Source organism: Bacillus sp. VA15, assembly GCF_055721145.1.
On record NZ_JBVQPQ010000003.1, the window covers coordinates 356,056 to 380,427 of the forward strand.

Consider the following 24,372-nt stretch of genomic DNA (forward strand, 5'->3'; position numbering starts at 1 on the left):
TTCATCACATCTCACCTTATATATCCGCGGCATTTGTGTGACTTTTGGCTATCTTACCATGAACTGAAAACGGGCTCTCCTGTATGGGCTTCGATAAAACGCGGATACACCGGCTTATAGACGAGCCGGTAGCTCTGTTCTTCATCATCGCGGTATTCTCTCTCCCAACCAAGCTCAACTTTAAAATGCTGCCAAAAGATAGACTTGGCTTGTTCTGCTGAAATGGCCGGAACGGGATGAATGGCTTCCAGCTCCTTCGGGTCAATATCCGGTGCCATATAAACGGTGATATGCCCTGTCTGGCGGCTGACGCAGATTCTGATCTGCCCAAACCGGAGCGGAACCCCGTGACAGTGAGTTTCAAATGTAAAACCAGCGACTGCGTTTTCTCCTTCATCGGGTTCGTCATATTTGATCTTAAAATATTGATCGGCATTCGGGAATAAAGCAAACAGAAAACGAAGCGCAATTTTTTCGCACTCTGCCTCAGTTACTGTCAACGGCTCTTTTTTCTCCATAAATGACATGACGCCTTCGAGTTTTCCGGTTTCTTTGTTATGAATGGTTTTCAGCACTTGATGAACCCGTCCTCTAAACCAGCTGTCCATGCTTTTATCTGCCGGCTGATACACGGGATCAGCCGGATTCCGCCAAACGGTCCCGATTCTCCCGTCCCCCAAATCCGCTTCCCGCTCTTTGACAAACCCTTTTTCGATTCCGATCATACTGCCAAGATCAGCCTTTTCGTGAATGCCTTCGAATAAAGGGAGAGGAAAGCTTTCCGGCTCCCTGTCATCGTCATCATCAAATGCTTGTTCTTCTTTCACCAAATCGGCAGGCACGGTAACAGCCCTACATTCAGGCTCATACACCAAGTGCGGCTGATCGTCCCCGTTTTTGTAAACAGAACGATGGAGAACCTCAAACAAAAGGTTGAACTCCACGTCCTTCTTGATGAAGGCAAATGCCTCTTCATCATCTGCGACCCTCTTTGGCTTGATGATGCTGCCCGCTTTGCCGTAATAGCGAAAGTAAATGATCTCACCTGATAAGGAAACTTCAGCCATAAATCCGCTCATGGGAAGAGGAAGCCCCGCTTCTATTTGAACATATGAAAATCTCACTTTATCGTCGTATGTACGGTTATTTTCTTCACGCACAAAGACAGACAGCGCCCCGGGAAAATGAGTCTCTACAAATTGGCGCATGATATCTTCTAATTTCTCCTCAGACAGCCTTTCTCCGCTTTCAGGCTCAATATCTCGGGAAAGAGATTTCAGCTGTCCGTCCGGCCCAAGTTCCACGATAATGCCGATGTGTTCATCCTGAGGATCTGTCCAACAAAAATGTGCGTTTTTCTCATCAGCGCCATAATCTTCAATTTCCAGTTTTAAATGTGTCGGCACCCGGCCGATTTCCAGTGCTTTTTGTTTCAGTTCCTCTTTCTTCACCAAGATGGCCCCTTTCATCGTTCTTATGCCCCCTTCAACTAATCAAAAAGTAGTAGTCTAAAATACACAAATTTCTGAGTTTACCAGTTTTTCCAGAACATTTTTCACCAAAAATAGTATGATGAACCTATTCAATATAAAAGCTAATAATCTTAAAATTAAATCCGTTGTAACTTTTTATAGGTCCATTCATGACAAAGAAGGGCGGAGTTTCCAGAAAATCCGGTGAAAACCGTGAGAAAAGAACTGATTTTTTTGGTTATATGATGCTAATCCATTCAAAAAGATCTATTTCTCAAAGACAAAAGACTCCCCTTTCCTAAACCATTTGAGGAGGAAAAATGAATGTTTCAGAAAAAAACGTACGCTGTTTTCCTAATTCTTCTGCTGATGATGTTTACAGCTGCTTGTTCCGGAAGCAAAACAAGCGCGGAGAAAAAAAATTCAGAAACAGAAAAAAGCTCAGATATAGCTCAAGTCAAAATCAAGGATGTCTCTTATACACTGCCGTCCAAATATGATAAATCCACTTCAGATGACCAGCTTGTGTTAAAAGTCAATGTCGCTGTGAAAAACACAGGAAAAGAACCGCTGAATGTAGACAGTATGGATTTCACTTTGTATCAAGATGATACTAAGATGTCTGACACAGATCCCGAGGATTATAACGAAAAGCTGCGCAGCAGCACGATTAACGCTGACAAATCGGTTGAAGGTAGCCTCTTCTATGTTGTAGATAAAGGCGAGAAATACGAGCTTAACTATACGCCGGAATCTTATGGTGATAAAAAGCCAAAATCAGTTACTTTCAAAATTGACGGAAAAGACAAAAAGATCCTTGCGACAGCAGACCAGCTCCAAGACTCTGCAAAAGCATTATCAGCTTATGTTGATGTCCTTCTTTTCGGTAAAGACAACGCTGATTTCGAAAAAATCACCGGGGACAACAAAAATAAAATTGTAAGTGATTTCAACGAATCAGCGAAAGACGGCTATCTCTCAGCTTCAGGCCTTTCCAGCACATATGCCGACAGCAAAGCGCTTGATAATATCGTGAACGGCATTAAAGAGGGATTAAGCAAAAACTCTTCCATCCAGGCGAAAACAACTTCGATCTCAAAAGACGAAGCGATTGTTGAAGCCACAATTAAACCGGTAGATGCATCTTCACTCTCAGACCGAATCGAAGACAGAGTGAAAGACTACTACAGCAAAAATTCTGGCGCCAGCTATGAGGATGCTGTGAAATATGCGCTTCAAGTCTATCCTGAAGAATTCAAGAAGCTCGGACCAGCTTCATCTGAAAAAACGGTTGAAGTGAAAATGAAGAAAAATGACATCGACCAATGGCAGCTTGATATGGACGATTACAGAGCAGCAGAATTAGTCGAAGCATTCATCAAAGAATAAAACACCAAAAGGAAATAGCCTCCAAGCTATTTCCTTTTTTATGTGAAGATTCCGCTGATGAAGTTCACTTCATCTTCGGTTAATTCAATGTTCAAGGTTTTCAGGTTATCTTTCAATTGTTCAGAACGTTTAGCGCCTGGAATGATAGCGTCTATCGCCGGTCTTGTTAACAGCCACGCCAAGGCGATATGTGCCGTCTCCGCTTGTTTTTCCTCCGCTACCGCTTTCAGCTTATCTACTTTTTTGAGATTGTGAATAAACGCTTCTCCCTGAAATTGCGGCTTATCCTTTCTGAAGTCATCAAAGGCCGTGTCTTTCGTGAATTTTCCTGTCAGCAGCCCGGACGCGAGCGGAAAATAAGGAATAAAGGAAATGCCGTGTTTTTCACAGTACGGAAGCAGCTCCTTCTCGGCATCACGCTGAATGAGAGAGTATTCAGCTTGGAAGACCTCCAAATAACCGTCGGCATTAAATTCCTGCAATTGCTGATAATCGAGGTTCGAAGCGCCGATCGCTTTGATTTTACCCTCATCCTTCAGCTCCTTCAGCGTGCCCGCCACTTCAGCGAGAGGCGTTTTCCCATCCGGGAAATGAACATAATACAAATCAATGTAATCTGTTTTCAGCCGCTTCAGGCTCTTTTCCACCTCGCCGCGAAGAAACTCCCGGCTGTTGTCTAATTCAATGCTGCCGTTCACTTCTTTATGAGCCCCTTTGGTGGCAATAATGAGCTCATTCCGCACGCCTCGTTCTTGCACAACTTCGCCGATTAATTCCTCAGAACGCCCCAGTCCGTATATAAAGGCGGTATCAATAAAGTTCACGCCGCCATCCAATGCCGTGCGCACCAAATCTTTCCCTGTTTCATCATTCAGATTCGGAAATAGATTATGCCCGCCGACCGCATTCGCACCGAACCCGATCCGCTTCACCTGCAGCTTCGTCTTGCCAAGTGTACGTGTTTGATCCATTGTTCCTTCTCCTTTGAAACCAATTTTGATGAAAAATAGTGCAGGGTCACTTTCTGTATTAGATATCCTTTTTCTATTTTCCTTCTTTTTTCAGGATATACAAAAAGGAGAAAGTGTATTTCTCCTTTTGCAAGTTTATTTTGGCAGGACCCATTTGTCTTTCAAAAAACAGGCTCTGGCCAGTAAAAAGAAAATGGCGATGAGCACGGCGATGGTTCCTGACGTGTACAAAATGGCAGCCGGCTCAACCATCCCGAATAAAAGCTGTTTAAATAACGCATGCAGGTTCAAAAACGGGATGAGAAAGTACGACAAGTCAAATTGATTCGGTGCCTTGCTGAGGATGAAAAACATCGGGAGCATAGGCAGAAAGACGATGAAAGACATATAACTTTGCGCTTCTTTTACCGAGCTGGAAATAATGCTGATGAAAAGCTCCATCGCAGAGATCAGCAATGCAGAAAGCACGATGATTAAGGCTGAAGCGCCGATTACACTCCACATATGATCTCCCAGCTGGAAGGCCGTTTTTAAATTCTCGGTAAATAACACGGTGGACAAAATCAAAAACACCAAAGCCAATACACCCGAAGCAACTCCAAAAGTAGAAACCGCAAGCCACTTGCCGACCAGCACTTTGTTTCTGCTGACTGGCGTCAACAGCAGCGCCTCGATTGATTTCCGGTCCTTTTCCCCGGCCATGATATCAAGAGCAATCGGCATTGCGCCGGAAACAATGGATGTCAGAATCAGCATGGGCAGAATGGCAGAAAGCATAATAGCGGAGGCCCCTTTCTCCTCAGCCGCTTCCTTTTGCTGAATCGTAAACGGCTGGATTACCGATTGATCAATGTGCTTATTTGTTAAACGTTCCTGCACAATTTCATTTTTGTACTGATCTAAGGCAGACTGCACAAGCTGCATGGCATTTGACGACCCTTGATCGATTGAATTGCCGTAAACATCAACCTTAAAAGGTGTCATGCTGTTGACATATGAGTCGAACTCTTTCGGGACGTTCAGATAGGCATCTGCTTTTCCTTCATCAACTGCCTCTTCAGGCTTTGCAAATGTTTTTACGCTGATTTCGTCAATCCCATTAAGCTTGCTTTCCAGTGCGGGCGGCAGCGAATGGCCGACTGCCAGCGTGTACTGCTCCCCTTTGTCGGACAGCATGCTTTCATAAAAGAATACAAGCCCAAGCATCATAATCATCGGCACTAAGATTGTGAGTAATATCGTTTTTCTGTCTCGCAAAGCGTCGATCATTTCTTTTTTATAAATATGGCTCAGCATTTAAGAAATCCCCCTGACAAGCTTAGACATAAAGATGTAATTCAAATCCTCACTGCGCTCGCTCTCGTATAGTGATTCAAGCGCCCCTCGGTAAATCACCTCTCCGCTGTGAATCATGATGACACTGTCACAGAGCGCCTGCACTTCCTCCATAATGTGGCTGGAGAAAAGAATCGTTTTTTGTTCTCTTTTCAGCTGCTGGATGAATTCGCGGAAGATGTTGCTTGACGTAATATCAAGCCCAGTTGTCGGCTCATCAAATAAAATGATGTCCGGATCGTGAATCAGCGCTCTGGCAATGGCGACTTTCTGCCTCATGCCTTTCGAAAACCCGCCCACTCTCCGGTTCATATAATCGCGCATCCCGAACCGTTTCGATAAATCTTCTATTCTTGCTTTGATCTCGTGGCGGTTTAGCCCATACAGCCGGCCGAAATATTGCAGATTTTCTTTAGCGGTCATCCTGTCGTAAAGCCCGGTTTCTCCTCCGAATAAGACGCCGATTCTTTTTTTGACCTCAGCCGGCTGCTTGACCGTGTCAAAGCCGGCAACTCTGATTGCGCCCTCTGACGGTTCAAGCAAGGCAGCAATCATTCTAAGCATCGTGGTTTTGCCGGCACCGTTTTCTCCGAGAATGCCGACGACTTCTCCTTTTTGAATTGTTAAGCTTACATCTCGCACCGCTTTGACTACTTTTTTCTTATCATGAAACCTGCGGCTGCAATCGGTCAGTGTAATCATGTCACAATCTCCCTTTTCGTTATTTCTAGTAATGACTATATACGAAATGCTGGATTTGTTGGATAAAGTTGTCGCGAAGAGTTCTTTTTATGTCGCGAAATGGGATAGAATAAAGATGATTCTATGTAACTAGGGGAATGATAATGGTAAAAGTCGGACTTGTCGATGATTATCGAGTAGATTTAGAGAAATTGGAAGCGATCGTGTCCAGAATGCAGGATGTCGAAATTGTCTTTTCCACCGATTCAGCGGAGGAAGCCTACAGCCGGGTGAAGAACGGTGACATTGATCTGCTGCTTGCCGATATCGAGATGCCTCATATGTCTGGTTACGAGCTTGCTGATTTGATCAGATCCCATTCGCTTGATGTGGACGTGATTTTCGTCACCGGCAACGGCGGATATGCCGTTCACGCCTTTGACCTGAATGTCCATGATTATATTATGAAGCCGTACCATGCCGACCGGCTGAACGCTTCCTTCGACCGTTATTTGAAAAAGAAAACGGAAACGAGTTTGAATGGGCGGATATTGATTAAGCAAAAATCTGAAATGCACGTGCTGCAAAAGAAGGATATCATTTTCGCAGAACGGACGGGACGTTCGACGACGATTGTGACAACCGCCGAAGAGGTGCAGACGTATCAAACATTAAATGATATTAAAGGCGACCTGCCTGAGAAGGATTTTCTCCGTTCGCACCGTTCCTTTATTATCAACATTCATTACATAAAGCATTTTTCCGCTTATACAAAGCATTCGTTTACGGTTTCCTTTGAGGGAACGCCTAAAAAAGCGATGATCACCAAGCAGCAGCTTGATTTTTTTCAAAACTACTATTTTTGAGGAGTTCGGAACGTGATTACCCTTTTTCAATGTCTTTGTCTGTTTTTATTTAGTTTCATATTTTATCAGGGGGCTGCTGCTCTTTGGCACAGTACAGCTGTCTCTTTGCTGGCCGCTGCTTTAGGCGCGGCAGCAGCAGGGCTGTACCTATGGAAAACGAAGCGGGTGTGGGACCGCTGTTCCCTCCAGCTTTGTGCATGGATTGCCGTGATTCAAGTGATATCAGCGGCGGCGGTGCTGGTTGGCTCTGACATACTGCCGGCATTGTTTGCGATCTTGATATTTGCAGTGTGTGAACGGCTCCGTATCGGACAGTCTGCCTTGCAGGCAAGGCTCTCTGATCAAATTGATAAGCTGGCTCAAGCTGAACAGCACGCCAATCGAATGCTGATGGACGTTAGAAGCCGGAATCACGATACAATGAAGCATATAACAGCGATCCATTCAGCACAGTCCAAGGCAGATACACAAGCATATATTCAAAACTGGGCGGATCAGTACAGTCAATATGACCGTTTTTTGAAGGGAGAGAATGCGTACGTTGCAGGAGTGCTTTATGATTTTCTTGAAAAAGCACATGCTTCAGGTGTGAAGGTTTCGCTGCATATGCATACACCGCTTTCTTCACTTCCGTTTTCACCCGCTGATCAGGTCAGCTTGGTCGGCAACATATTAGAAAATGCGCTCGACAGCGCGGCTGAGGCCCGAGAAAAAGCGGAGATTAAGCTGGAAACTTCGCTGCGCAGCGGGCTTTATGTGCTGATTTGTGAAAACAGCACGCCCGGCATGGACCCAAAAGTGCTCGATACACTGTATCAATCGTTTGGCCGTTCAACAAAAAGCGGCGCTCATGAAGGCATGGGCACGTATATTATTCAAAAACTGGTGAAGAGCGCTTTTGGGAGGCTGGATTTTACCTACCGCGACCCCGTCTTCCGGTTAGAAATCAAAATTCCGTTTCAGAAATAAAAAAACCTTGAAAAGCCCGGCTTTTCAAGGTTTTTTCATTATGAGGATAGTGCTTGTGCAAAACGATCTGCTTCGTCTTGCAGCGTGCTTTCAATTTCTTTGTAACGGCTGGAAATCGTTGATGCGCTTACGCCGTATTTTTTCGCCAGTTTGGCTTGAGAAACGGACGCGCCGTTAAGAGAAATCGCATTCACATAATATTCAACTGCCGCCGCAAAAGCTTCCGGCTTTCTGATGACAGGTGATTTTTTCTCACAGAATGTTTTCCAGATGTCAATGACAGCCGGAATCAATTCAGTCGGATACTCATCTCCGCTCATGCCTTCTTCGATAGCCGCAGCTGTTTCTTTCTCCATGTCGTTTGCCCACTCAATACTGCTTTCTTCCGCTGCCTCTGCTTGCGGCTCTTCATCTTTCTCCGCTAACAGCGCGAACAGAACGTTGTTGAATTCCTGCTTCATGAAGTCTTCCGGCGTTTTGCCATTCTTCACAGCGGCATCCGCATATTTCTTCACTTTGCTGATCAGCGCTTCCGTTCTCTTCACCGGGAAGATCGTGAACTGCATGAAGAATTCTGCTTTTTCTGCTTCGTGGATTGGATATCCGAGAATCAGGCTTCCCACTGGCGGGAGGTCTTGATTGTTGGCGTCCATTTCCACTTCGAATTGTTTTGTCGTAATGACATCCTCAAAGTGAATGACACCTTCCTTCAGGTCTTGCAGCAACAATAAAGCAGGCGTCATGCTCTTCCATGATTCAACGATCTCACGCGTTTTCGGACGAGTGATCGAATCGCCTTTTTTCTGAAGGTACTCTTCGAAGATTGTCTTTTCACCAGCAAGCGGATGGAAGAAGATTCCCCAGATCCCTAAGTTAAATACGCTGATGTCTTTCGTCTGTCTGTCCATAGCAGAAAGAAAATCATGCTGGTTGATAAAGCCTGAAATGCTTTCTCTATGTACTGTGAAGGCATACTCCACTAAGTCTTCCTGAATTTGTTTTGCTTCTTTTGCCGCTAGTTCTGTCGGGAAGTCGACAACTTTGCTTCCGCAGCATTTTTTATATTTCTTGCCGCTGCCGCATGGGCAAGGGGCATTTCGTTTCACTTTTCCCACAATAAACCCTCCGAATTCTGTTGTAACTTTTCTATTTTAACAAAAATAACTTCTGAGGGCTTGGTTTCGGGCTAAAAAAGAATTTGGTAATATGATAAGCTGGCTGATTATGCCAATTTACCTATGACATTTTCACCAACTTTTGTGATTTAAGGCTTATAACCTATTCCCACTTAAGGCCCTTCTTTTTTACAATCATTAGGTATTTATCTAAAATTTTAAGGAGTGTATATGTTGGAACTAGCTGGTTTTATGCTGCGCGCTTGCGCTCTAGTACTTGATGTGATCATTGCCGCAGCAGTAATTTTCGCAGCCGGATTTACGTTGGGTGACGGGTCCGCCGGCGTCATTATTGTGGCCATATTGATGCTGCTTGTGTATCCTTTGCTGATGCCACTGACAAATTGGAGAGGTACACTGGGCAAAAAAATCATCGGGCTGCAAATCGCGAGAGACGAAACATACGAAAAAATATCCCTCCCACAGGCCATTGTCCGTTACATGATAGCGTGGGTGCACGTGTTCTCTCGTTTGATCTATTTGACAGCCGCATTTACGAAGAAAAAACAAGCCGTTCATGATATGGCTGCGAAAACAATTGTGCTGAAAGCAGAATAACCTTGAAGAATAGAATTCTTCAAGGTTATGTTTCTCGTTAGTTCGTATTTTGGCCTCCGCCGTTCAATCCTTCTTTAATCAGGCTGTTGACTTGGCTGTTCATCAATAAACCGATGTGCCCAACACCATGAATTTGAACGTTTTTAGCACCGTCTAATCTTGATAAATAATTCATGACAATCATATCGGCACTGCTGTAAACGGATGTGTATAAAATCTTTTGATTTGGATCTGTTCCTGGAAGCGCCTTGCTTGTCACCAAACGGTTCGCTCCGCCAAGCGTTACGACGTTTTCAATTTTATTTCCGCCGTCCAGATTTTTTATGTAGTAAAGTGTGTTCGCGCCACCCATGCTGTGAGCGACAATGTCCACTTTTTTCGCACCTGTTTCATCTAAAACCTTTTGCACAAATCGTGATAATACCGGGCCATTGTTATAATTCGTGCCTGTCTTGTCCCAAAAATCAACTGCATACAGCTTGCCCCGCGACCAGCCCTGAGATACGAGATAGCTCTTAATTCCCGCAAAATTGTATGACGCTCCTCCAATACCGTGAACCATAACAACTGGATTGTGTTCAGCAGCTTTTGCTGACGGCTGCATCGCAAACAGCGATGTGACTGACAGCAACAAAATTGTTACAAGTGCAATGAACTTACTTTTTACAAATTTCATAATATCCTCCTTTTTTTGTAACAAATTCTTAAATTATATTACGTTACCAAATTAATTAAGTAAAGGGTAATTTTGGCTTATTTTTAAAGAGATTTTAAGGTTCAGAGGAAATTTTGCTGTCTTTTGAGCCTGAAATACCTAAAAAAAGAAGGCCTTTTCGCCTTCTTTTCTTTAATACTCATTGAAATAAGCTTGGATTTTTTGAGGATTGTCTGTTTTGGTGAGCGCAAGCATCAGCAATATCCGTGCTTTTTGGGGGTTTAAAGAGTTCGATGCCAGCAAATCTTTTTCCGCATAGTCTTGGTTTGGTGTCACGACACCATTTCCCGTACGGGTTGAGCGCACCACAGTGACGCCTTTTTTAGCTGCGCTGACCGCTCCTTTTTCGGCTGCGTCAGATAAAGACCCGTTTCCTGAACCAGCGTAGACAATCCCTTTTGCTCCGGCTTTCACAGCCGCGTCAAACAGGTAGCCTCCGTCATTTTGGTACCCGTAGATAATGTCTACTTGCGGCAGCTGATTAAGATGAGAAACTGAGAATTCTGTATCCTTCGTATGCTTGAGGGTGATTTCATTATTAAAATAAATATCATCAGCAATCGTTCCGACGTATCCCATTTCTTCTGATTTAAATGTATCCGTTGCGGTTGTGTTTGTTTTGGTAACATAGCGGGCTGATGCAATGCGGTCGTTAAGAACGACGAGCGCTCCTTTTCCTTTTGCCCCAGGTGCGCTTGCCACTTTAACTGCATTGTACAGGTTAGACGGCCCATCAGCGCTGATGGCTGTGGACGGTCTCATAGAACCGACGACAACTACCGGCTTATCGCTTTTCACAGTGAGGTTCAAAAAATAAGCTGTTTCTTCCAATGTGTCGGTTCCATGGGTCACGACGATTCCGTCTACATCATCTGAAGCGAGCAATTTGTTTATGCGTTTCGCCAGCTTCAGCAATATTTTATTATCAATGTTTGTGCTGCCAACGTTGACAATCTGCTCGCCGCTGACGTTCGCAATGTCCTTCATCTCCGGAACTGCCTCGATCAGTGATTCAACGCCGACGACACCTGCTTTATATTCAGTGGTTGAGGTTTTCGATTTATCGGCCCCTGCAATCGTGCCTCCTGTCGCTAAAATTTTAATGTTTGGCAGATCCTTTTTTTCAGAGACGGAAGCCGAAGAGACTTTTTGTGTCTGCGACTTTTCTATCGAGGATTCTTTTGTTTCAGGAGATTGTGAGCATCCGGTAAAGGCAAGAAATAATAGTGCGGTAAAAAGAGTGAGTACGAGCAGTCTTTGTTTTTTCATCTGTTTCTCTCCTTACATCCTTATGATGTCTAATGATCGAACATTTTATTTATTCAGTCAAAATGTGCGTCAGCTTTTCTCTCGGCTTTTTTCGTTGTAATATACTTTTTTTTGTCTTTTCATACAACGAATTTTTCTTGACAATTGATGGTCGAATCAAGATAATAGACCAGTCACTATATTTTGATTGCAATTCAGTAAGGTGGGAATGTTATGAGTTATGGAGATTCCCGTGAGAAAATCCTTTCAGCTGCAACCAGGCTATTTCAGCTGCAGGGATATTACGGCACGGGGCTGAACCAGATTATTAAGGAAAGCGGCGCGCCTAAAGGCTCTCTTTATTACCACTTTCCCGGCGGTAAAGAACAGCTGGCGATCGAAGCGGTGAATGAGATGAAGGAATATATCCGGCAGAAAATCACGGACTGCATGGAAGCCTGTACCGATCCAGCGGAAGGCATTCAAGCCTTTTTGAAGGAGCTCTCCTGCCAATTTTCATGTACGGAAGACATTGAAGGCTTGCCTGTCGGCTTGCTTGCGGCTGAGACGTCATTGGAAAGCGAACCGTTGCGGGAAGCCTGCCATGAAGCCTACAAAGAGTGGGCCTCTGTGTATGAGGAAAAACTGCGGCTTGCAGGCTGCAGCGAGAGCCATGCTAAGGAAGTCAGCACTGTGATTAACGCCATGATTGAAGGCGGTATTCTTTTATCTTTGACGGCAAAAAACAGCACACCGCTCCTTCATATCTCCAACTGCATTCCTGACCTGCTGAAGAGATAAAAATAAGACATACTTACGTTCGAATAGAGAGGGGAAATGATTTTTGGAAACAGCAGCTAAAGCATCTCAGCAATACAAAGTGATGCCGATTATGATTTCCTTGCTGTTGGCCGGTTTTATCGGCATGTTCAGTGAAACAGCGCTGAATATCGCTTTAACCGATCTTATGAAGGAATTGAACATTACAGCAGCAACCGTTCAATGGTTAACGACGGGCTACCTGCTTGTACTCGGTATCCTCGTTCCTGTATCAGGACTGCTATTGCAGTGGTTCACAACAAGACAGCTTTTTACCGTGTCACTTATCTTTTCAATTTTAGGCACCTTGATTGCGGCGCTTGCGCCGAGCTTCCCGTTTTTATTAGCAGCGAGGGTCGTTCAAGCACTCGGAACGGGTCTTTTACTGCCTCTGATGTTTAATACGATCTTGGTGATTTTCCCGCCTCATAAACGGGGCGCGGCGATGGGAACGATCGGGCTTGTCATTATGTTCGCGCCCGCCATCGGCCCGACATTCTCCGGGTTGGTTCTGGAGCATCTCAACTGGCACTGGATTTTCTGGATCTCTCTTCCGTTCCTTGTGCTGGCACTTGTTTTCGGTATGGCATACATGCAAAATGTATCTGACATTACAAAGCCGAAAATCGATGTATTATCTATCATTCTGTCGACGATTGGCTTTGGCGGCATTGTGTTCGGATTCAGCAACGCGGGTGAAGGCTCCGGCGGATGGTCCAGTCCGACTGTGATCGTCTCACTGATTGTCGGGGTTGTCGGTCTTATCCTATTTTCAATCCGCCAGCTGACGATGAAGCAGCCGATGATGAACCTGCGTGCGTTCAAATACCCGATGTTTATTTTGGGTGTTATTATGGTGTTCATTTGCATGATGGTCATCCTGTCATCTATGCTGCTTCTGCCGATGTATCTGCAAGGCGGCTTAGTCCTGACGGCATTTGCTTCTGGTCTTATTCTCTTGCCGGGCGGCATTTTAAACGGATTTATGTCCCCCGTTACAGGCCGTCTGTTCGACAAATACGGACCGAAATGGCTTGTTATTCCGGGATTTGTGATTGTTACTGTTGTCCTTTGGCTCTTCTCAAACATCACGACCACTTCTACGGCTGTGCTGATTATCATCCTGCATACCTGCTTGATGATCGGGATCTCTATGATTATGATGCCTGCGCAGACAAATGGTTTAAACCAGCTGCCTCGCGAGTTTTATCCAGACGGCACCGCCATCATGAACACACTGCAGCAAATGGCGGGCGCTATCGGAACAGCGGTTGCGGTCAGCATTATGGCTGCAGGCCAGCACGATTATATGAGCACAGTCAAAAACCCTGCCGATCCGGCAGTCATCCCGCAGGCTTTGACAGCGGGCGTACAGCACGCGTTTGTGTTTGCAATGATTGTTGCTGTTATCGGACTAATTGGCGCGTTCTTTTTGAAGCGTGTTAAAGTCGATCATTAATATGAAAAGCCCCTGATCTTCAAATCAGGGGCTTTTTTATGTTTACATGTGGATCGTTTTTGCCGCGATTTCATCAATCGCATGACGCAATTCATCCTTCGTGTTATAAAAATGAGGAGCGAGACGGATGACAGCGTCCCGCGGCGCGCAAATCACTTTTTTCTTCTTCAGCAGCGCCGCTGTTTCCGATGCCCGCTCATCCCGGATCGCAACCATGCCCGGCTGCTCTCCCGATGGTGCCGCCGCCAGCTGCAGGCCTTTTTCAGCAGCATATTGACATGCATCGGCACAGATCGTTTTCACATGATCCCGGATATGAGAAACCCCGATATGATTCAGCAGTGATAAAGCCGCTGCCGCTGCGTATACGCTGATAAAAGCAGGAGTGCCTGTTTGAAATCGCCGCGCGCCTTTCGCATAAGCCGCTTCAAACCCGCTCTCCCAGCCGAACCAAGCTGATGTTTTCGGCTTCAGTGCATCCGCCAGCTCCTTTCTCACATAAAGAAACGCCATTCCCGGTATGCCAAGCAAATACTTTCGGGTGCCTGCCGCCAGCATATCAACACCCCACGCTTTTACATCAATGGGAATGTGCCCCGCTGATTGATAAGCATCCACAAATAACAAAGAACCCTTTCTCTGAGTAATCTCAGCGATTGCTTTTACATCCTGAACAAAGCCGTCACGATAGTGAACGTGCGGAACACATGTCAGCACTGTTTCATCCATAATATATGTTTCATATTGTTCGAGCGGCAGCTCACCGTCTATTGATGGAATGACGGATACGGTATAATCGGATTGTGCCTGCCAAACATGAGATACCGACGGAAAATCCATCTCTGTATACACAACATGCTTCTTTCCAAAAACAGATAAGGACGATGCTGCGGAAACCAGCGCATCAGAAACTGACGGCACAATCGCAATTTCATCCGGTTCAGCCCCTATCAGCTTTGCAAACTCATTTCTCGCACTCTCTGTTTTTTCGATTGCTTCATTCCAGTTCGTCCCCATATGCAGCAGGCTGTCATGATAGTCTTTGATCGCCCTTGATACAGGCTCTGCCAACGCGCTCTGAGAACAGCTGGCAAGCATCGTATGTGTCTGCACGGTTGGGAACAGCTGGCGATACTTCTGCGGCAAATGCTCCATTGTGATTCACTCCTTTTCATTATTTTGATGAAAAACCCAAAAATAAACAATAGAATAAAAGTAAAAAGGAGATGGGAAGATGAGAAAAAAAGTGCTGATCACAGGCTTTGACCCTTTTGACAAAGAAACCGTCAATCCGTCATGGGAAGCGGCGAAACAGCTGAATGGCTTAGAGACGGATGAAGCAATCATCACAGCAGAACAAATTCCCACTGTCTTTAGAACCGCTCTGGACACGCTGCGGAAAGCCATTCAGAAGCATCAGCCGGATATCGTGATCTGTGTCGGCCAAGCCGGAGGGCGGATGCAGATCACCCCGGAACGGGTGGCAATCAATCTTGCAGACGCGCGCATCCCCGATAATGAAGGACATCAGCCGATTGATGAAGAGATTTCTCCAAGAGGGCCCGCCGCTTACTGGACGGGACTTCCCGTGAAACGAATGACTGCGAAGATGAAGGAAAACGGGATTCCAGCTGCGGTTTCTTATACAGCGGGTACATTTGTATGCAACTATTTGTTCTACGGGTTAATGGATCACATTAGCCGGACATCCCCGCACATTCGCGGCGGGTTTATTCATATCCCTTTCATTCCAGAGCAAACAATCGACAAAACAGCGCCGAGCCTCAGCCTGGACACGATTGTCCGAGCATTGAGAATCGCCGCTGTTACGGCCGCACAATATGATGAGGATTTGAAGTCACCGGGCGGTACGCTGCACTAAGCGGCCGCCGTTTCGCTTGTCAGTCTCTTTTTGTAGACAAACGCCGATAGGGTGACACTTACTTCAAACAGGACAAGCAGCGGGATCATGACGAGAAAATCAGAAATGAAATCAGGCGGTGTAATCAATACAGACACGACGATCAGCAAAAAATAGGACAGCTTTCTCGCTTTGGCCAGCCGATAGGGATTTAGGACACCCAGCCTTGTTAAAAACATCACCACTAAAGGCATTTCAAACAGAAAGCCAAACGGCAGGCTCAAATTCACCATAAACCTGAAATATCGGTCAGCCGTAAACATTGTTTCAAAATGGCCGGAAGACAAATGAGTCAAAAAGCTGAGCACGATCGGAAACAAGACAAAGTATCCGAAAGAGATGCCCGCCAAAAACAATGCAAATAACCCGGGTATGTACATGAGCGTCACCTTGCGCTCCGTTTTCGTGAGCGCCGGGGCAACGAAACGCCACAGCTGGTACGCGGCAACAGGGATGGAAGCCGCAATGGCACAAATGCCGGCAAGCATCATATACACCCAGAGGATTTCACTCGGGCCAAGCACAGCCAGCTTTCCGTCCAAATCCCTGATCAGCCAGTCATAAATGTCCTGCACGAACAAAAAAGCCGTGATGAGAAATAGAAGAAATGCCGCGAGAGTCACGATAATCCGGCGGCGAAGCTCTTCTAAATGCCCGATCAAATGGGTTTCTTTTTTATCCATTCAAAAAAGCCCTCCCTTTCATAAAAAAGAGGCAGACCCGGTGTCTGCCTCATCAGCACTCAGCCCGCGTTTTTGTCCTGCTTTACCGCTGTCAGCTCAGCTGATTTTTCTTCTTTTTCATCACCAGACACTAGTGATTTTGTGGCGCTTTTAAATTCAAGCAGGGTCCGTCCGGCGGCACGCCCGATTTCCGGCAGCTTTGAAGGGCCAAAAATAATGAGGGCGATGACAAAGATCAGAATCAAGCCCGGTATACCAATGTTTGAAAACATGTTTTTTCACTCCTTAATTCGTGATTTTTGCCCGTTTCTTAATCATTTGTTTTTCGTGGGCTTTGTTGTGTGCAAAGAAACGATCCTCTTCGACCTCATCGGATTGCTTCACCCCGCCTTGGATCGTTGTGGATGATACCTTTCTCAGTCCAGTTTGGTCCTTTTGGTAAACGAATGAAGCCCGTGTTGAAATGGCTGCGCCCGGCTCTGTCACAAACGGCATCACCCGGTAATCGGCTTTCCACTGGTGAGGCGTCACTGTACAGCGGACATATCCGCGATAATCGTTAAAGAACTTGATATGCGGATTTTCCTTTAAAATTTGGTCTGTATCCGCCCGCTTATCCGCGCCGTTTCCTCCAGAAGTGATCGAGGTGCCGACAAATTCAGCCCCGAAAATTTTTGAACTTGTCTTCTCAAAGTCGACATGCAAATTCGATGCCCAGCTTGCGTGTACATCTCCTGTCAGCACGACAACGTTATTCAGATTTTTACTTTTAATGAAATTGACAACCCGTTCGCGCTGAGCAGGGTAGCCGTCCCACGAATCCATGCTGTAGATCGGGCTTGCGCTTGTCCCGAAATTCCACTTCGCAAAGAAAATCTGCTGCGCCAGCACATTCCAGTGGGCTGTCGAGCTGCTCAAATTGCTGAAAAGCCACTGTTCCTGTTCTTTTCCTAACAGGGTCCGATTTGGATTGCGCGATTCATCAGAAGGTGGCTTATTGCCGTCGTTATTGGCTTGGTCGTCCCTGTACTGGCGTGTATCAAGGACATTGAAGGACGCCAGGTTCCCATACGTAAAGTGCCGGTACAGCTGCATATCCGGACCATTCGGCAGAGAGGAGATGCGGAGCGGCATATGTTCATAGTACGCCTGGTAAGCAGCCGCGCGGCGGAGTACAAATGCTTCAATCGATTGTCCTTTTTCCGGTATTTTATTGGCATAGTTGTTTTCGACTTCATGGTCATCCCACGTCACAACCCAAGGGAACGCCGCATGTGCAGCTTTTAGATTGGCGTCAGAACGGTATTGGGCATGTCGGTTCCGATAGTCTTGCAGCGTAATGATTTCTGCGCTGTTGTGCGTGCGGACATTGCCTGTTTTTGATACATATTCATTTGGACCGTATTCATATATGTAATCACCGAGATGGAAGACAAGATCAAGCTTTTCCTTCGCCATATGTTTGTAGGCCGTATAATATCCATGCTCATATTGCTGGCAGGAAGCGAATGCAAAGGTCATTTGCGGCACATTGGCGCCAGGGGCAGGCAGCGTTTTTGTTTTTCCGACAGGGCTTAGTTCATGTCCGGTTTTGAAACGGTAATAGTACACTTTGTTCGGCTCAAGCCCGTCCGCTTCCACGTGAACTGAGTGAGCGAGATTCGGTTTGGCCATTTCAGTGCCCTTTCTCACAATCTTGCGGAAATGCTCATCCTTTGCGACTTCCCATTTGACAGGCACCGCCTGATTCGGCATTCCCCCGCCGTTCAGCGGATCTGGTGCCAAGCGCGTCCACAGCACGACACTGTCAGAAAGCGGATCTCCAGACGCAACCCCTAACGTAAACGGATAGCTCGAGAACTTAGGCGCGGCATTTACTTCAAATGCACCAACTGACTGAGCAATGGTCAGTCCAAGAGAAAGTCCTGCAATCTTCCCCGCTCCTTGAATAAATTTGCGGCGATCAAACGTATTGTTTTGAAAGCTTTCCTCTTTCAGTTTCTGTACCCATTCATCAAAACGACTGTCGTATGCCATTCAAGATCCCCTCTCTTCTCATTGATCGCCTCCATTATAGAAAATCATTGTTAAATGGCTGTGAAGAAGTGTGAACCGATTGTAAGCGCTGAACATCAGAAACAGGTCTTCACTCACAAGCCTGACGCTGAAACGTGCCGAAAGCTGGCTAAATGGCGCGTTTTCTGCATATCCTGTCGTTTGCAAGCCGCCCATTCGGACTATTTTTCTTCACACGATCTTAAAAAAACAAAAACACCGAGCCATTTCGCAGAATGACTCAGTGCCGTATCAGTTATTTCGAAAATAATCTGCTGAAAAAGCCCTTCTTTTTCGGCTTTTCAGCAGGAGGCTCTTGTTCTCTTACAATCCCTTTTTCCTTCGCTTCTTTTAGCCAAAATGGAAATTCAGTTAACAGAGCGTCATAAAGCTCATCATCAGAAATGCGGTCAATCTCTTCGATATGCAGGAAGCTCGTGTTATCAACAGCACGTCCTTCTAACGTATCCAGTTTATTGAGAAAATCGAAGTTTCCGTTTCCAACGCCGACAAACTGCCAAAACACCGGTTTATCAGAGGAAGCTCTAATGATCGGTTTGATCGACTTTTTACAGCCTCCGTCATTGATAAAAACGACGAAAGCGGGATATGAGCTCGGTTCCTCCACAATATATTTACGCAGCACGTCTTTCATGACCGGCGGCTCATCATTTCTGCCGAATTTATGCAAGCGGTCATTATTCAAAATTTCACGATCGACATAGCCCGAAAAATCTTTTTCAGAGACTGGCTTTAATCGGGAGAATTCGTTATCATACACCCATATATCCAGCAAGCCGTTGTCATCAAATTGATCAGCCACAGCCAAAATCCGCTCCACCACGTTTTGAACCGTTCCGTTTTTGTAGAGCGTTCTCATTGAACCCGTAATATCAAGCACCAGGCCGACACGAGCCTTCACCTTCGTTAATTGCTTTTTCTCCAGTACGATCTTTACGCTTTTCTTTTGCAGGTCGATTGTTGCCATTCTGTCATCTCCGTCAGCTCTTTTTTCTAAGATTATCTCACAGGAATATTTTTCATTGCATCTCTTTTCAAAGAAAAACACCGTTCAATTTGAACGGCGTCCTGTCTCTAAAATGTGTTATACACATTTTCACACGTTTCAGCCGTCGGCTGATAAAAACAGTGTGACTTGTATCTGGCCACAAACGGCTGGTTATACCACTGGGATGGACAGTCTCCCTCCGGCCTGAAGTACCACAAACTAAATTTTGCAGGCCAGCGCCTTTCACCATTAATCGACCGGCGTGCAAGGGCACGCTCGCTATCTCGCGCCCTTTGATAAAAATATCCATGAGTCACAGCCTCAAACGCGTGCGGCTGATAAATCATCTGCCTGATGGTGCGGAGGCCTTTAAAATCTGAGCAATTCGCCCGTAGCCGATTAATTCCTACGTTGCCGACAAGCAGCATCCCCTGCTTGCCTTCGCCTTCCGCTTCCGCTCTGAGCAGCCTTGCCATCAAATCGACATCCGCACTCGTTGCTTTTACGACCGCCATCACGTCACCTCCCCCTTGATCTCCTTTCATCATATTTCATGACTTCAAAAGTGATGACGGAGGGACAGGAGAAGTTTTTAAATTTATTCATTCGGATTTGCGACAAAACCTAAAAACAAAAGGCTCTTTGTTTGTTCATCTGTGATGACAAAGAAAAATGGGCGGTCGGCCGTCAAGGTAGCGTCTGGCGCGAGAGCGGACTCAACGATTTCCGCTGACGAGGCAGCCGCAGCCTCGGTTCCTGATTCATCCACCTTGATAAATGTGTGGTGATTTACATCATCGATTGAAACACCTCGGCCTTCAGTAAACATTCTGGAAAAGTCAGCATCGGAAAAGAAGGGTTTCATCCCCATATCGTAAAGAGCGCGTTTTACGTTATACTGCCCTTTCAGTGTAAAACGGGGCATGCTCAGCTTCACTGTTTTTGGCTGAAATGCGCTGTCCCATGCTTTTATGTTTTGATTTGTAAAAAGAGACATGAAAGAAGCCTGCTTTTTCTTCGGCAGAAATAAAGTAAAAGAAAGTTGTTGATCTTCATATGGAAGCTTGACTGCTTGGAACAATTCATTTTCTAAATAAGCAAGGCGTGCAGTCTGCTTCATCATCAGCAGTTTTTTGGCCGAGCCGTCAGGCAGAAAAAAATGCTCCTCAGCGGTCACATGCTGGTCAAACGGCAGCGCCCACTTTTCTTGAAAATAGACGGTGTTTACCAAAAGGGAAACAGCTTCCGGCGAAAGATGATCTGCGATGTCGTCAATATGCCCTTTCGTTTGGTGAGCCGTCCACTGATTGATCAAGTTCTTTGCGGTCTGAATATTGGCATCCATTTTATAGACACTGCCTGAGAAGAATTGTTTAATCGTTTGTTTAAAGCCAGGCTTTGCCTCAAGCCTTGTCCATACAGCATTGGCAGTCAGCAGATCACCTTCAGACAAAGATTCAAACCTTTTCATGAGCGCGAGCGATGACTCATTTATCATGCTGTCACGAAGGCCCGACAAATATAAAGCAGCTTTGATTTCTTTTAATGTATCTCCCTCCGCTCCATTTGCAGTCATTATCAGCATTTGCTGCAAGCTATATGGGGAGATCAGCAGATTGTCCGTTAATCCGTCTTTATTTGACATGTTTTGAAACAATTCGGTTCCGAATATACGCTCAGCGTCAATAAAACCCTCATGAATGTCGTAAGCTTTGTTTTTTGCAGAATCAGATGAAGCAGGCGATTGAGTAGATGATGCTGGTTCTTCAACAAGTTTGCAGCCGCCTCCGCAAAGCATAAATAGCAGCATCACTGTGAACACCTTTCCTTTCATACAAACGATTCACTCCCTTTACATGGACTGTAAAAACACAATATAAGGTTTAACTTTCTGCATTTGAGGAATCATACATAACAAATCGAATCACAGAAGGAGGTACTTTGGAATGACACATGTGAAAGCGCTCGCGATTAAAGGTATTATGACGATTATTGTGTTGTATCTAGTGCTTGGTCTGGGCTTTGGTTTCACGTTTGGTGATACGCTCTTAATGACGATTGTGTTAGGGGTTATTTCTTATTTGCTGGGCGATCTTTATGTATTGCCGAGATGGAATAATATGATTGCGACTTTAGCTGATTTCGGTCTGGCCTTTCTCGTCATTTGGCTGATGGGCATGCCGCTTTCTATGGGGATGACTGGCGGTGAAGTAGCATTGGCGGCTTTATTTGGCGCGATCGCCATGGCAATCGGTGAATATTGCTTCCACTTCTATATGATGAGCAAAGAGATTGGCAAGAAGCATTATCTTGAAACAAGAACAGATTCATAGTAGAAAGGCCGGTGCTGGCAGCATCGGCCTTTTATGAATAATGGGCGCCTTTGTTTACGCATCCTGCTTGTCTGCGTTCCTGATCGCCATATAGGAAAAACCCAAACCGAAAGCCGCCAAAGATAATGGGATATAAACAACAGACGAAATGGAGAAACCCGGGCTTGTTGAACTGATGAGCATAACAATCACTACAGACGAAATGATGGTTGCCGGAACCGAGTGTTTACGCATCCCAAAAAAGATGGGAACTAAACTGGTTCCAGCGGCGCCAAAAGCGAAAACCGCCATTTTTATGGCCTGCTGAGAAATGATCTCGGAAGTAAGCTCTCCCGGTATGAAATGGTAGATCGAGTTCAGCCAAAAGAAACCGGCGGCTATGAATATATTTGATAGTAAAATCGTGATAAACGTCAGTCCGCCCGCGATCATGAGCTTAGCAGTGAGCAGCTTTTTCCGGCTGATTGGGTACGTGAACATCACAAGAATGGTTTTGTTTTTATATTCCGAAATCACCAGTTTTGCAATCAGCACTGCGCCAAAAACGATAAATACCGCTCTGACGAAAGTGCCGATGATGAGAAACGCTTCCTCCGTGCTTTGGAACGAAACCCCGCTTTCGGCTTTTTCGGAATAGCAGATCAGCCACAAAAAGCCCATGATGATCAAGTTGGCAATGAGGGTACCTCTGACATACCAGCCCATCTTCATTTTTCTTAATTCGATTCTGATCAAATTCATCAACGTGTCTCTCCTCCTTTACGCACCGATGCTATTGCCGTTGATCAAGTTGATAAAATAATCCTCCAGCGACGTATACTTTTTGTTCATTGATTCAATGTCTACATCATTCAAAATCAACGCTTTGGATATGGCAGACTGAGAGGCTTCAGCCTCGTAAATTCGAATCGTTTTCTCATTTAAGATTTTAAAGTTAGTTACATGCAGTTCCTTCTCCAGCACAAAGCAGGCCCTTGTCTGATTCGGTGTGACAAGCTCGATGTATTCAGTGTTCTGGCCTCTTACATCTTCCATTGACACTTCTTCAAGCAGCCTGCCGTCCCGAATGACGCCAATCGTGTCCGCAATTTGTTCGATTTCACTCAGCAAGTGGCTTGAGATCAGCAGCGTCATACCGTACTCTTTGCTCAGCACTTGAAACAATTGCCTGATCTTTTTGATGCCGATAGGGTCAAGACCATTCACCGGCTCATCCAAAATAAGCAGATCAGGCTTCGTGAGGATCGCACGCGCAATCCCAAGGCGCTGCTTCATCCCGAGCGAAAATGTTTTGACGGGCTTTTTGTCAATTTGTTTTAAATTCACCATATCCAGCACTTCTTGAATGGCTTTTTTATTGTGGTATCCCATGTATTCACAATGCAGATCTAAATTTTCTGCAGCTGACAGGTTTTCATAAAAAATCGGATATTCAATCATGCTGCCAATGTTCCCCAGCACCTCGTATGACGTGTGGGTGAGCTTGTTCCCTAGGATGCTGATTTCACCGCTTGTCGGTTTGACAAGGCTCGTCAGCATTTTCATAATGGTTGTTTTACCCGCTCCGTTTGGGCCGAGAAAGCCATAAATTTCGCCTTTTTTAATATGCATGCTGACATTGGAGACAACTTCTTTGCCCTGATACGTTTTGGTCAGTCCGTTTGTTTGTACGATATAAGCCAACTTTGTTTCTCCTTCCCTCTCTTTTCCTGTTTTCTATTGTAGCGGCGAGCCCTGTCATTTTTATTTCTCAAATCTTAAGACATTCTTACGTTTGTTAATATGTCATTCGTTTCAATGTAATCGTAAATGCAGTCCGTTCGTACGGCTTGCTTTGAACGGAGATGGCGCCTCCCATTTTTTCTGTAAGCCGTTTCGTGATGGTTAAACCGAGACCGCTTCCTTGAAATGCTTTATTTCTTGATTCTTCAAGTGTGTACAGCCTCTCAAACACACGCTGCTGATCGGTCTCACTGATCCCTTTTCCCCGATCCCATACAGTGACGGCAATGTTCGTCTCATCATAGGACAGCGTCATGCCGATAAACTTGCCGGCCGCGCCATATTGAATCGCATTGGATAATAGGTTTTGCAGGATTCTGTCCAGTGCCTCTTCATTCGCCTGCGCATACACCGGCGTATCCGGGATATCGATGGCAGCTTGAAAGCCTTTTGACTGAACAGCGTCATAATAGTGCAGGATATTTCGTTTGCATATGTCGTTCATATGTATTTTGGTGATCGGGATGTCTTTATCTTCAGATTCTAATTTGGCCAAATCAAAAAAGGAGTTGATCATCTGAATGAGTTCATTTGTTTTCTGGCGGAGCTTCCCCAGCAATCTTTCCCGCTCTTCGTCCGGCATGTCCGGGTCACTTTGAATGGTTTCGATATAACCGAGAATGACCGTTAACGGCGTTTTCAGGTCGTGCGACATATTGGTCAGCATCCGCTTCATGGATTGCTCTGTTTTGGCAAACTGGGCGCTGAGCTGCTGACGATTCTCAACGAGTAGATTGATGTTGACAAGCAAGTCTTTGAGTGCCTGATTGTCTGTATGAAGCAAAATTTGCCCTGCCGAATCCCGATTGAGCATGGCGCCAAGCTGTTCTGCCGTGTATGCCAGATTCCTGTCCCGCTTCTTTTTCATCATGAATTGAATCACATTCAGACACACCAAAACAATGACAGCGGCCATCCATAACACTGCCATT

The 24,372-nt window shown here is 45.5% G+C and carries 27 protein-coding genes and 1 pseudogene; 10 read left to right on the forward strand and 18 right to left on the reverse strand.

Going from position 1 to position 24,372, the window contains the following annotated elements; all coding sequences use genetic code 11:
- Window positions 1–53: 53 nt before the first annotated feature.
- Window positions 54–1,469 (reverse strand): YcdB/YcdC domain-containing protein, encoded by a 1,416-nt coding sequence (locus AC0DBE_RS11480; RefSeq protein WP_472962193.1) that lies wholly within the window; start codon window positions 1,467–1,469, stop codon window positions 54–56.
- Window positions 1,470–1,642: 173 nt separating this feature from the next.
- On the opposite strand from AC0DBE_RS11480, the gene AC0DBE_RS11485 reads away from it, so the two are divergent.
- The gene (locus tag AC0DBE_RS11485; protein WP_133058580.1) at window positions 1,643–1,774 is read left to right on the forward strand and encodes a hypothetical protein; all 132 of its coding nucleotides are present in this window, start codon (window positions 1,643–1,645) and stop codon (window positions 1,772–1,774) included.
- 22 nt (window positions 1,775–1,796) lie between these two features.
- Entirely contained in the window at window positions 1,797–2,861 is a 1,065-nt protein-coding gene (locus tag AC0DBE_RS11490) for a DUF4352 domain-containing protein (RefSeq protein ID WP_014112548.1), read from the forward strand.
- 38 nt (window positions 2,862–2,899) lie between these two features.
- Here AC0DBE_RS11490 and AC0DBE_RS11495 read toward each other — a convergent pair whose 3' ends face one another.
- The 3 genes from AC0DBE_RS11495 to natA all read right to left on the reverse strand — a co-directional run bounded on the left by AC0DBE_RS11495 (window position 2,900) and on the right by natA (window position 5,869).
- The gene (locus AC0DBE_RS11495; RefSeq protein ID WP_061187010.1) at window positions 2,900–3,832 is read right to left on the reverse strand and encodes an aldo/keto reductase; all 933 of its coding nucleotides are present in this window, start codon (window positions 3,830–3,832) and stop codon (window positions 2,900–2,902) included.
- A 135-nt stretch (window positions 3,833–3,967) separates the two neighbouring features.
- Entirely contained in the window at window positions 3,968–5,128 is a 1,161-nt protein-coding gene (natB, locus tag AC0DBE_RS11500) for a sodium ABC transporter permease NatB (protein ID WP_061187009.1), read from the reverse strand.
- The gene (gene natA / locus AC0DBE_RS11505; protein WP_014112545.1) at window positions 5,129–5,869 is read right to left on the reverse strand and encodes a sodium ABC transporter ATP-binding protein NatA; all 741 of its coding nucleotides are present in this window, start codon (window positions 5,867–5,869) and stop codon (window positions 5,129–5,131) included. It lies immediately after the preceding gene.
- Between the two features lie 143 nt (window positions 5,870–6,012).
- On the opposite strand from natA, the gene natR reads away from it, so the two are divergent.
- A complete protein-coding gene (natR, locus tag AC0DBE_RS11510) occupies window positions 6,013–6,714 on the forward strand; it encodes a two-component system response regulator NatR (RefSeq protein ID WP_061187007.1) in 702 nt (233 codons plus the stop codon).
- Window positions 6,715–6,726: 12 nt separating this feature from the next.
- The gene (locus AC0DBE_RS11515; protein ID WP_114151449.1) at window positions 6,727–7,683 is read left to right on the forward strand and encodes an ATP-binding protein; all 957 of its coding nucleotides are present in this window, start codon (window positions 6,727–6,729) and stop codon (window positions 7,681–7,683) included.
- 38 nt (window positions 7,684–7,721) lie between these two features.
- On the opposite strand, the gene AC0DBE_RS11520 is transcribed toward AC0DBE_RS11515, so the two are convergent.
- Complete coding sequence (locus AC0DBE_RS11520) at window positions 7,722–8,798, reverse strand: helix-turn-helix domain-containing protein (protein WP_014112542.1); 1,077 nt, start codon at window positions 8,796–8,798, stop codon at window positions 7,722–7,724.
- A 234-nt stretch (window positions 8,799–9,032) separates the two neighbouring features.
- Between AC0DBE_RS11520 and AC0DBE_RS11525 the strand changes: the two genes are divergently transcribed.
- The gene (locus AC0DBE_RS11525) at window positions 9,033–9,416 is read left to right on the forward strand and encodes an RDD family protein (protein ID WP_061187005.1); all 384 of its coding nucleotides are present in this window, start codon (window positions 9,033–9,035) and stop codon (window positions 9,414–9,416) included.
- Window positions 9,417–9,453: 37 nt separating this feature from the next.
- Here AC0DBE_RS11525 and AC0DBE_RS11530 read toward each other — a convergent pair whose 3' ends face one another.
- Both AC0DBE_RS11530 and AC0DBE_RS11535 read right to left on the reverse strand, forming a co-directional pair.
- On the reverse strand, window positions 9,454–10,092 hold the full coding sequence (locus tag AC0DBE_RS11530) for an esterase/lipase family protein (protein WP_079288228.1): 639 nt from the start codon (window positions 10,090–10,092) through the stop codon (window positions 9,454–9,456).
- A gap of 171 nt (window positions 10,093–10,263) precedes the next feature.
- Window positions 10,264–11,400, reverse strand: coding sequence for a type II asparaginase (locus tag AC0DBE_RS11535; RefSeq protein WP_072565689.1), 1,137 nt, complete (start codon window positions 11,398–11,400; stop codon window positions 10,264–10,266).
- 213 nt (window positions 11,401–11,613) lie between these two features.
- Between AC0DBE_RS11535 and lmrA the strand changes: the two genes are divergently transcribed.
- Together lmrA and lmr(B) are read left to right on the forward strand one after the other, a co-directional pair.
- Complete coding sequence (gene lmrA, locus AC0DBE_RS11540) at window positions 11,614–12,180, forward strand: transcriptional regulator LmrA (protein WP_014112538.1); 567 nt, start codon at window positions 11,614–11,616, stop codon at window positions 12,178–12,180.
- Window positions 12,181–12,223: 43 nt separating this feature from the next.
- The gene (lmr(B), locus tag AC0DBE_RS11545; RefSeq protein WP_014112537.1) at window positions 12,224–13,657 is read left to right on the forward strand and encodes a lincomycin efflux MFS transporter Lmr(B); all 1,434 of its coding nucleotides are present in this window, start codon (window positions 12,224–12,226) and stop codon (window positions 13,655–13,657) included.
- Between the two features lie 42 nt (window positions 13,658–13,699).
- On the opposite strand, the gene AC0DBE_RS11550 is transcribed toward lmr(B), so the two are convergent.
- Entirely contained in the window at window positions 13,700–14,812 is a 1,113-nt protein-coding gene (locus AC0DBE_RS11550; protein WP_072182361.1) for an aminotransferase class V-fold PLP-dependent enzyme, read from the reverse strand.
- 79 nt (window positions 14,813–14,891) lie between these two features.
- On the opposite strand from AC0DBE_RS11550, the gene pcp reads away from it, so the two are divergent.
- Entirely contained in the window at window positions 14,892–15,539 is a 648-nt protein-coding gene (gene pcp, locus AC0DBE_RS11555; protein WP_014112535.1) for a pyroglutamyl-peptidase I, read from the forward strand.
- Here the strand turns inward: pcp and tatC are convergent.
- The 7 genes from tatC to AC0DBE_RS11590 form a co-directional block, all read right to left on the reverse strand.
- Window positions 15,536–16,261 carry a twin-arginine translocase subunit TatC gene (tatC, locus tag AC0DBE_RS11560; protein ID WP_014112534.1) on the reverse strand — a complete coding sequence of 242 codons (726 nt, stop codon included), beginning with the start codon at window positions 16,259–16,261 and terminating at the stop codon, window positions 15,536–15,538. The genes pcp and tatC overlap by 4 nt on opposite strands.
- 59 nt (window positions 16,262–16,320) lie before the next feature.
- The gene (gene tatAD, locus AC0DBE_RS11565; protein ID WP_003223835.1) at window positions 16,321–16,533 is read right to left on the reverse strand and encodes a sec-independent protein translocase protein TatAD; all 213 of its coding nucleotides are present in this window, start codon (window positions 16,531–16,533) and stop codon (window positions 16,321–16,323) included.
- Between the two features lie 13 nt (window positions 16,534–16,546).
- On the reverse strand, window positions 16,547–18,298 hold the full coding sequence (phoD, locus tag AC0DBE_RS11570) for an alkaline phosphatase PhoD (RefSeq protein WP_061187000.1): 1,752 nt from the start codon (window positions 18,296–18,298) through the stop codon (window positions 16,547–16,549).
- An 18-nt stretch (window positions 18,299–18,316) separates the two neighbouring features.
- Complete coding sequence (locus AC0DBE_RS11575) at window positions 18,317–18,493, reverse strand: hypothetical protein (protein WP_014112532.1); 177 nt, start codon at window positions 18,491–18,493, stop codon at window positions 18,317–18,319.
- 79 nt (window positions 18,494–18,572) lie between these two features.
- Entirely contained in the window at window positions 18,573–19,304 is a 732-nt protein-coding gene (locus tag AC0DBE_RS11580; protein ID WP_242734838.1) for a vWA domain-containing protein, read from the reverse strand.
- A 107-nt stretch (window positions 19,305–19,411) separates the two neighbouring features.
- Window positions 19,412–19,840, reverse strand: a complete 429-nt coding sequence (cwlJ, locus tag AC0DBE_RS11585) for a cell wall hydrolase CwlJ (RefSeq protein WP_014112530.1) — start codon at window positions 19,838–19,840, stop codon at window positions 19,412–19,414.
- An 83-nt stretch (window positions 19,841–19,923) separates the two neighbouring features.
- Window positions 19,924–21,159 carry a serpin family protein gene (locus tag AC0DBE_RS11590; RefSeq protein WP_472962200.1) on the reverse strand — a complete coding sequence of 412 codons (1,236 nt, stop codon included), beginning with the start codon at window positions 21,157–21,159 and terminating at the stop codon, window positions 19,924–19,926.
- Window positions 21,160–21,271: 112 nt separating this feature from the next.
- Between AC0DBE_RS11590 and AC0DBE_RS11595 the strand changes: the two genes are divergently transcribed.
- Together AC0DBE_RS11595 and AC0DBE_RS11600 are read left to right on the forward strand one after the other, a co-directional pair.
- Complete coding sequence (locus AC0DBE_RS11595) at window positions 21,272–21,658, forward strand: YndM family protein (protein ID WP_014112528.1); 387 nt, start codon at window positions 21,272–21,274, stop codon at window positions 21,656–21,658.
- A pseudogene (locus AC0DBE_RS11600) lies at window positions 21,630–21,692 on the forward strand (hypothetical protein); the annotation flags it as partial. The gene AC0DBE_RS11595 and the pseudogene AC0DBE_RS11600, both read left to right, overlap by 29 nt.
- Window positions 21,693–21,712: 20 nt before the next feature.
- On the opposite strand, the gene AC0DBE_RS11605 reads toward AC0DBE_RS11600, so the two are convergent.
- From AC0DBE_RS11605 to AC0DBE_RS11615, 3 genes are all read right to left on the reverse strand, one after another.
- Window positions 21,713–22,399 carry an ABC transporter permease gene (locus AC0DBE_RS11605; protein ID WP_472962202.1) on the reverse strand — a complete coding sequence of 229 codons (687 nt, stop codon included), beginning with the start codon at window positions 22,397–22,399 and terminating at the stop codon, window positions 21,713–21,715.
- A gap of 18 nt (window positions 22,400–22,417) precedes the next feature.
- Window positions 22,418–23,341, reverse strand: coding sequence for an ABC transporter ATP-binding protein (locus tag AC0DBE_RS11610; RefSeq protein WP_072565684.1), 924 nt, complete (start codon window positions 23,339–23,341; stop codon window positions 22,418–22,420).
- A 94-nt stretch (window positions 23,342–23,435) separates the two neighbouring features.
- Window positions 23,436–24,371 (reverse strand): HAMP domain-containing histidine kinase, encoded by a 936-nt coding sequence (locus AC0DBE_RS11615; protein ID WP_326228554.1) that lies wholly within the window; start codon window positions 24,369–24,371, stop codon window positions 23,436–23,438.
- Window position 24,372: the final 1 nt, after the last annotated feature.

What these genes read in the sequence shown, in the direction of transcription:
- AC0DBE_RS11480 (WP_472962193.1), bottom strand. Translation starts at nt 1,469, where the DNA reads ATGAAAGGGGCCATCTTGGTGAAGAAAGAGGAACTGAAACAAAAAGCA.
- AC0DBE_RS11485 (WP_133058580.1), top strand. Translation starts at nt 1,643, where the DNA reads ATGACAAAGAAGGGCGGAGTTTCCAGAAAATCCGGTGAAAACCGTGAG.
- AC0DBE_RS11490 (WP_014112548.1), top strand. Translation starts at nt 1,797, where the DNA reads ATGTTTCAGAAAAAAACGTACGCTGTTTTCCTAATTCTTCTGCTGATG.
- AC0DBE_RS11495 (WP_061187010.1), bottom strand. Translation starts at nt 3,832, where the DNA reads ATGGATCAAACACGTACACTTGGCAAGACGAAGCTGCAGGTGAAGCGG.
- natB (WP_061187009.1), bottom strand. Translation starts at nt 5,128, where the DNA reads ATGCTGAGCCATATTTATAAAAAAGAAATGATCGACGCTTTGCGAGAC.
- natA (WP_014112545.1), bottom strand. Translation starts at nt 5,869, where the DNA reads ATGATTACACTGACCGATTGCAGCCGCAGGTTTCATGATAAGAAAAAA.
- natR (WP_061187007.1), top strand. Translation starts at nt 6,013, where the DNA reads ATGGTAAAAGTCGGACTTGTCGATGATTATCGAGTAGATTTAGAGAAA.
- AC0DBE_RS11530 (WP_079288228.1), bottom strand. Translation starts at nt 10,092, where the DNA reads ATGAAATTTGTAAAAAGTAAGTTCATTGCACTTGTAACAATTTTGTTG.
- AC0DBE_RS11535 (WP_072565689.1), bottom strand. Translation starts at nt 11,400, where the DNA reads ATGAAAAAACAAAGACTGCTCGTACTCACTCTTTTTACCGCACTATTA.
- lmrA (WP_014112538.1), top strand. Translation starts at nt 11,614, where the DNA reads ATGAGTTATGGAGATTCCCGTGAGAAAATCCTTTCAGCTGCAACCAGG.
- AC0DBE_RS11550 (WP_072182361.1), bottom strand. Translation starts at nt 14,812, where the DNA reads ATGGAGCATTTGCCGCAGAAGTATCGCCAGCTGTTCCCAACCGTGCAG.
- pcp (WP_014112535.1), top strand. Translation starts at nt 14,892, where the DNA reads ATGAGAAAAAAAGTGCTGATCACAGGCTTTGACCCTTTTGACAAAGAA.
- tatC (WP_014112534.1), bottom strand. Translation starts at nt 16,261, where the DNA reads ATGGATAAAAAAGAAACCCATTTGATCGGGCATTTAGAAGAGCTTCGC.
- tatAD (WP_003223835.1), bottom strand. Translation starts at nt 16,533, where the DNA reads ATGTTTTCAAACATTGGTATACCGGGCTTGATTCTGATCTTTGTCATC.
- phoD (WP_061187000.1), bottom strand. Translation starts at nt 18,298, where the DNA reads ATGGCATACGACAGTCGTTTTGATGAATGGGTACAGAAACTGAAAGAG.
- AC0DBE_RS11575 (WP_014112532.1), bottom strand. Translation starts at nt 18,493, where the DNA reads ATGGGCGGCTTGCAAACGACAGGATATGCAGAAAACGCGCCATTTAGC.
- AC0DBE_RS11580 (WP_242734838.1), bottom strand. Translation starts at nt 19,304, where the DNA reads ATGGCAACAATCGACCTGCAAAAGAAAAGCGTAAAGATCGTACTGGAG.
- cwlJ (WP_014112530.1), bottom strand. Translation starts at nt 19,840, where the DNA reads ATGGCGGTCGTAAAAGCAACGAGTGCGGATGTCGATTTGATGGCAAGG.
- AC0DBE_RS11590 (WP_472962200.1), bottom strand. Translation starts at nt 21,159, where the DNA reads ATGAAAGGAAAGGTGTTCACAGTGATGCTGCTATTTATGCTTTGCGGA.
- AC0DBE_RS11595 (WP_014112528.1), top strand. Translation starts at nt 21,272, where the DNA reads ATGACACATGTGAAAGCGCTCGCGATTAAAGGTATTATGACGATTATT.
- AC0DBE_RS11605 (WP_472962202.1), bottom strand. Translation starts at nt 22,399, where the DNA reads ATGAATTTGATCAGAATCGAATTAAGAAAAATGAAGATGGGCTGGTAT.
- AC0DBE_RS11615 (WP_326228554.1), bottom strand. Translation starts at nt 24,371, where the DNA reads ATGGCAGTGTTATGGATGGCCGCTGTCATTGTTTTGGTGTGTCTGAAT.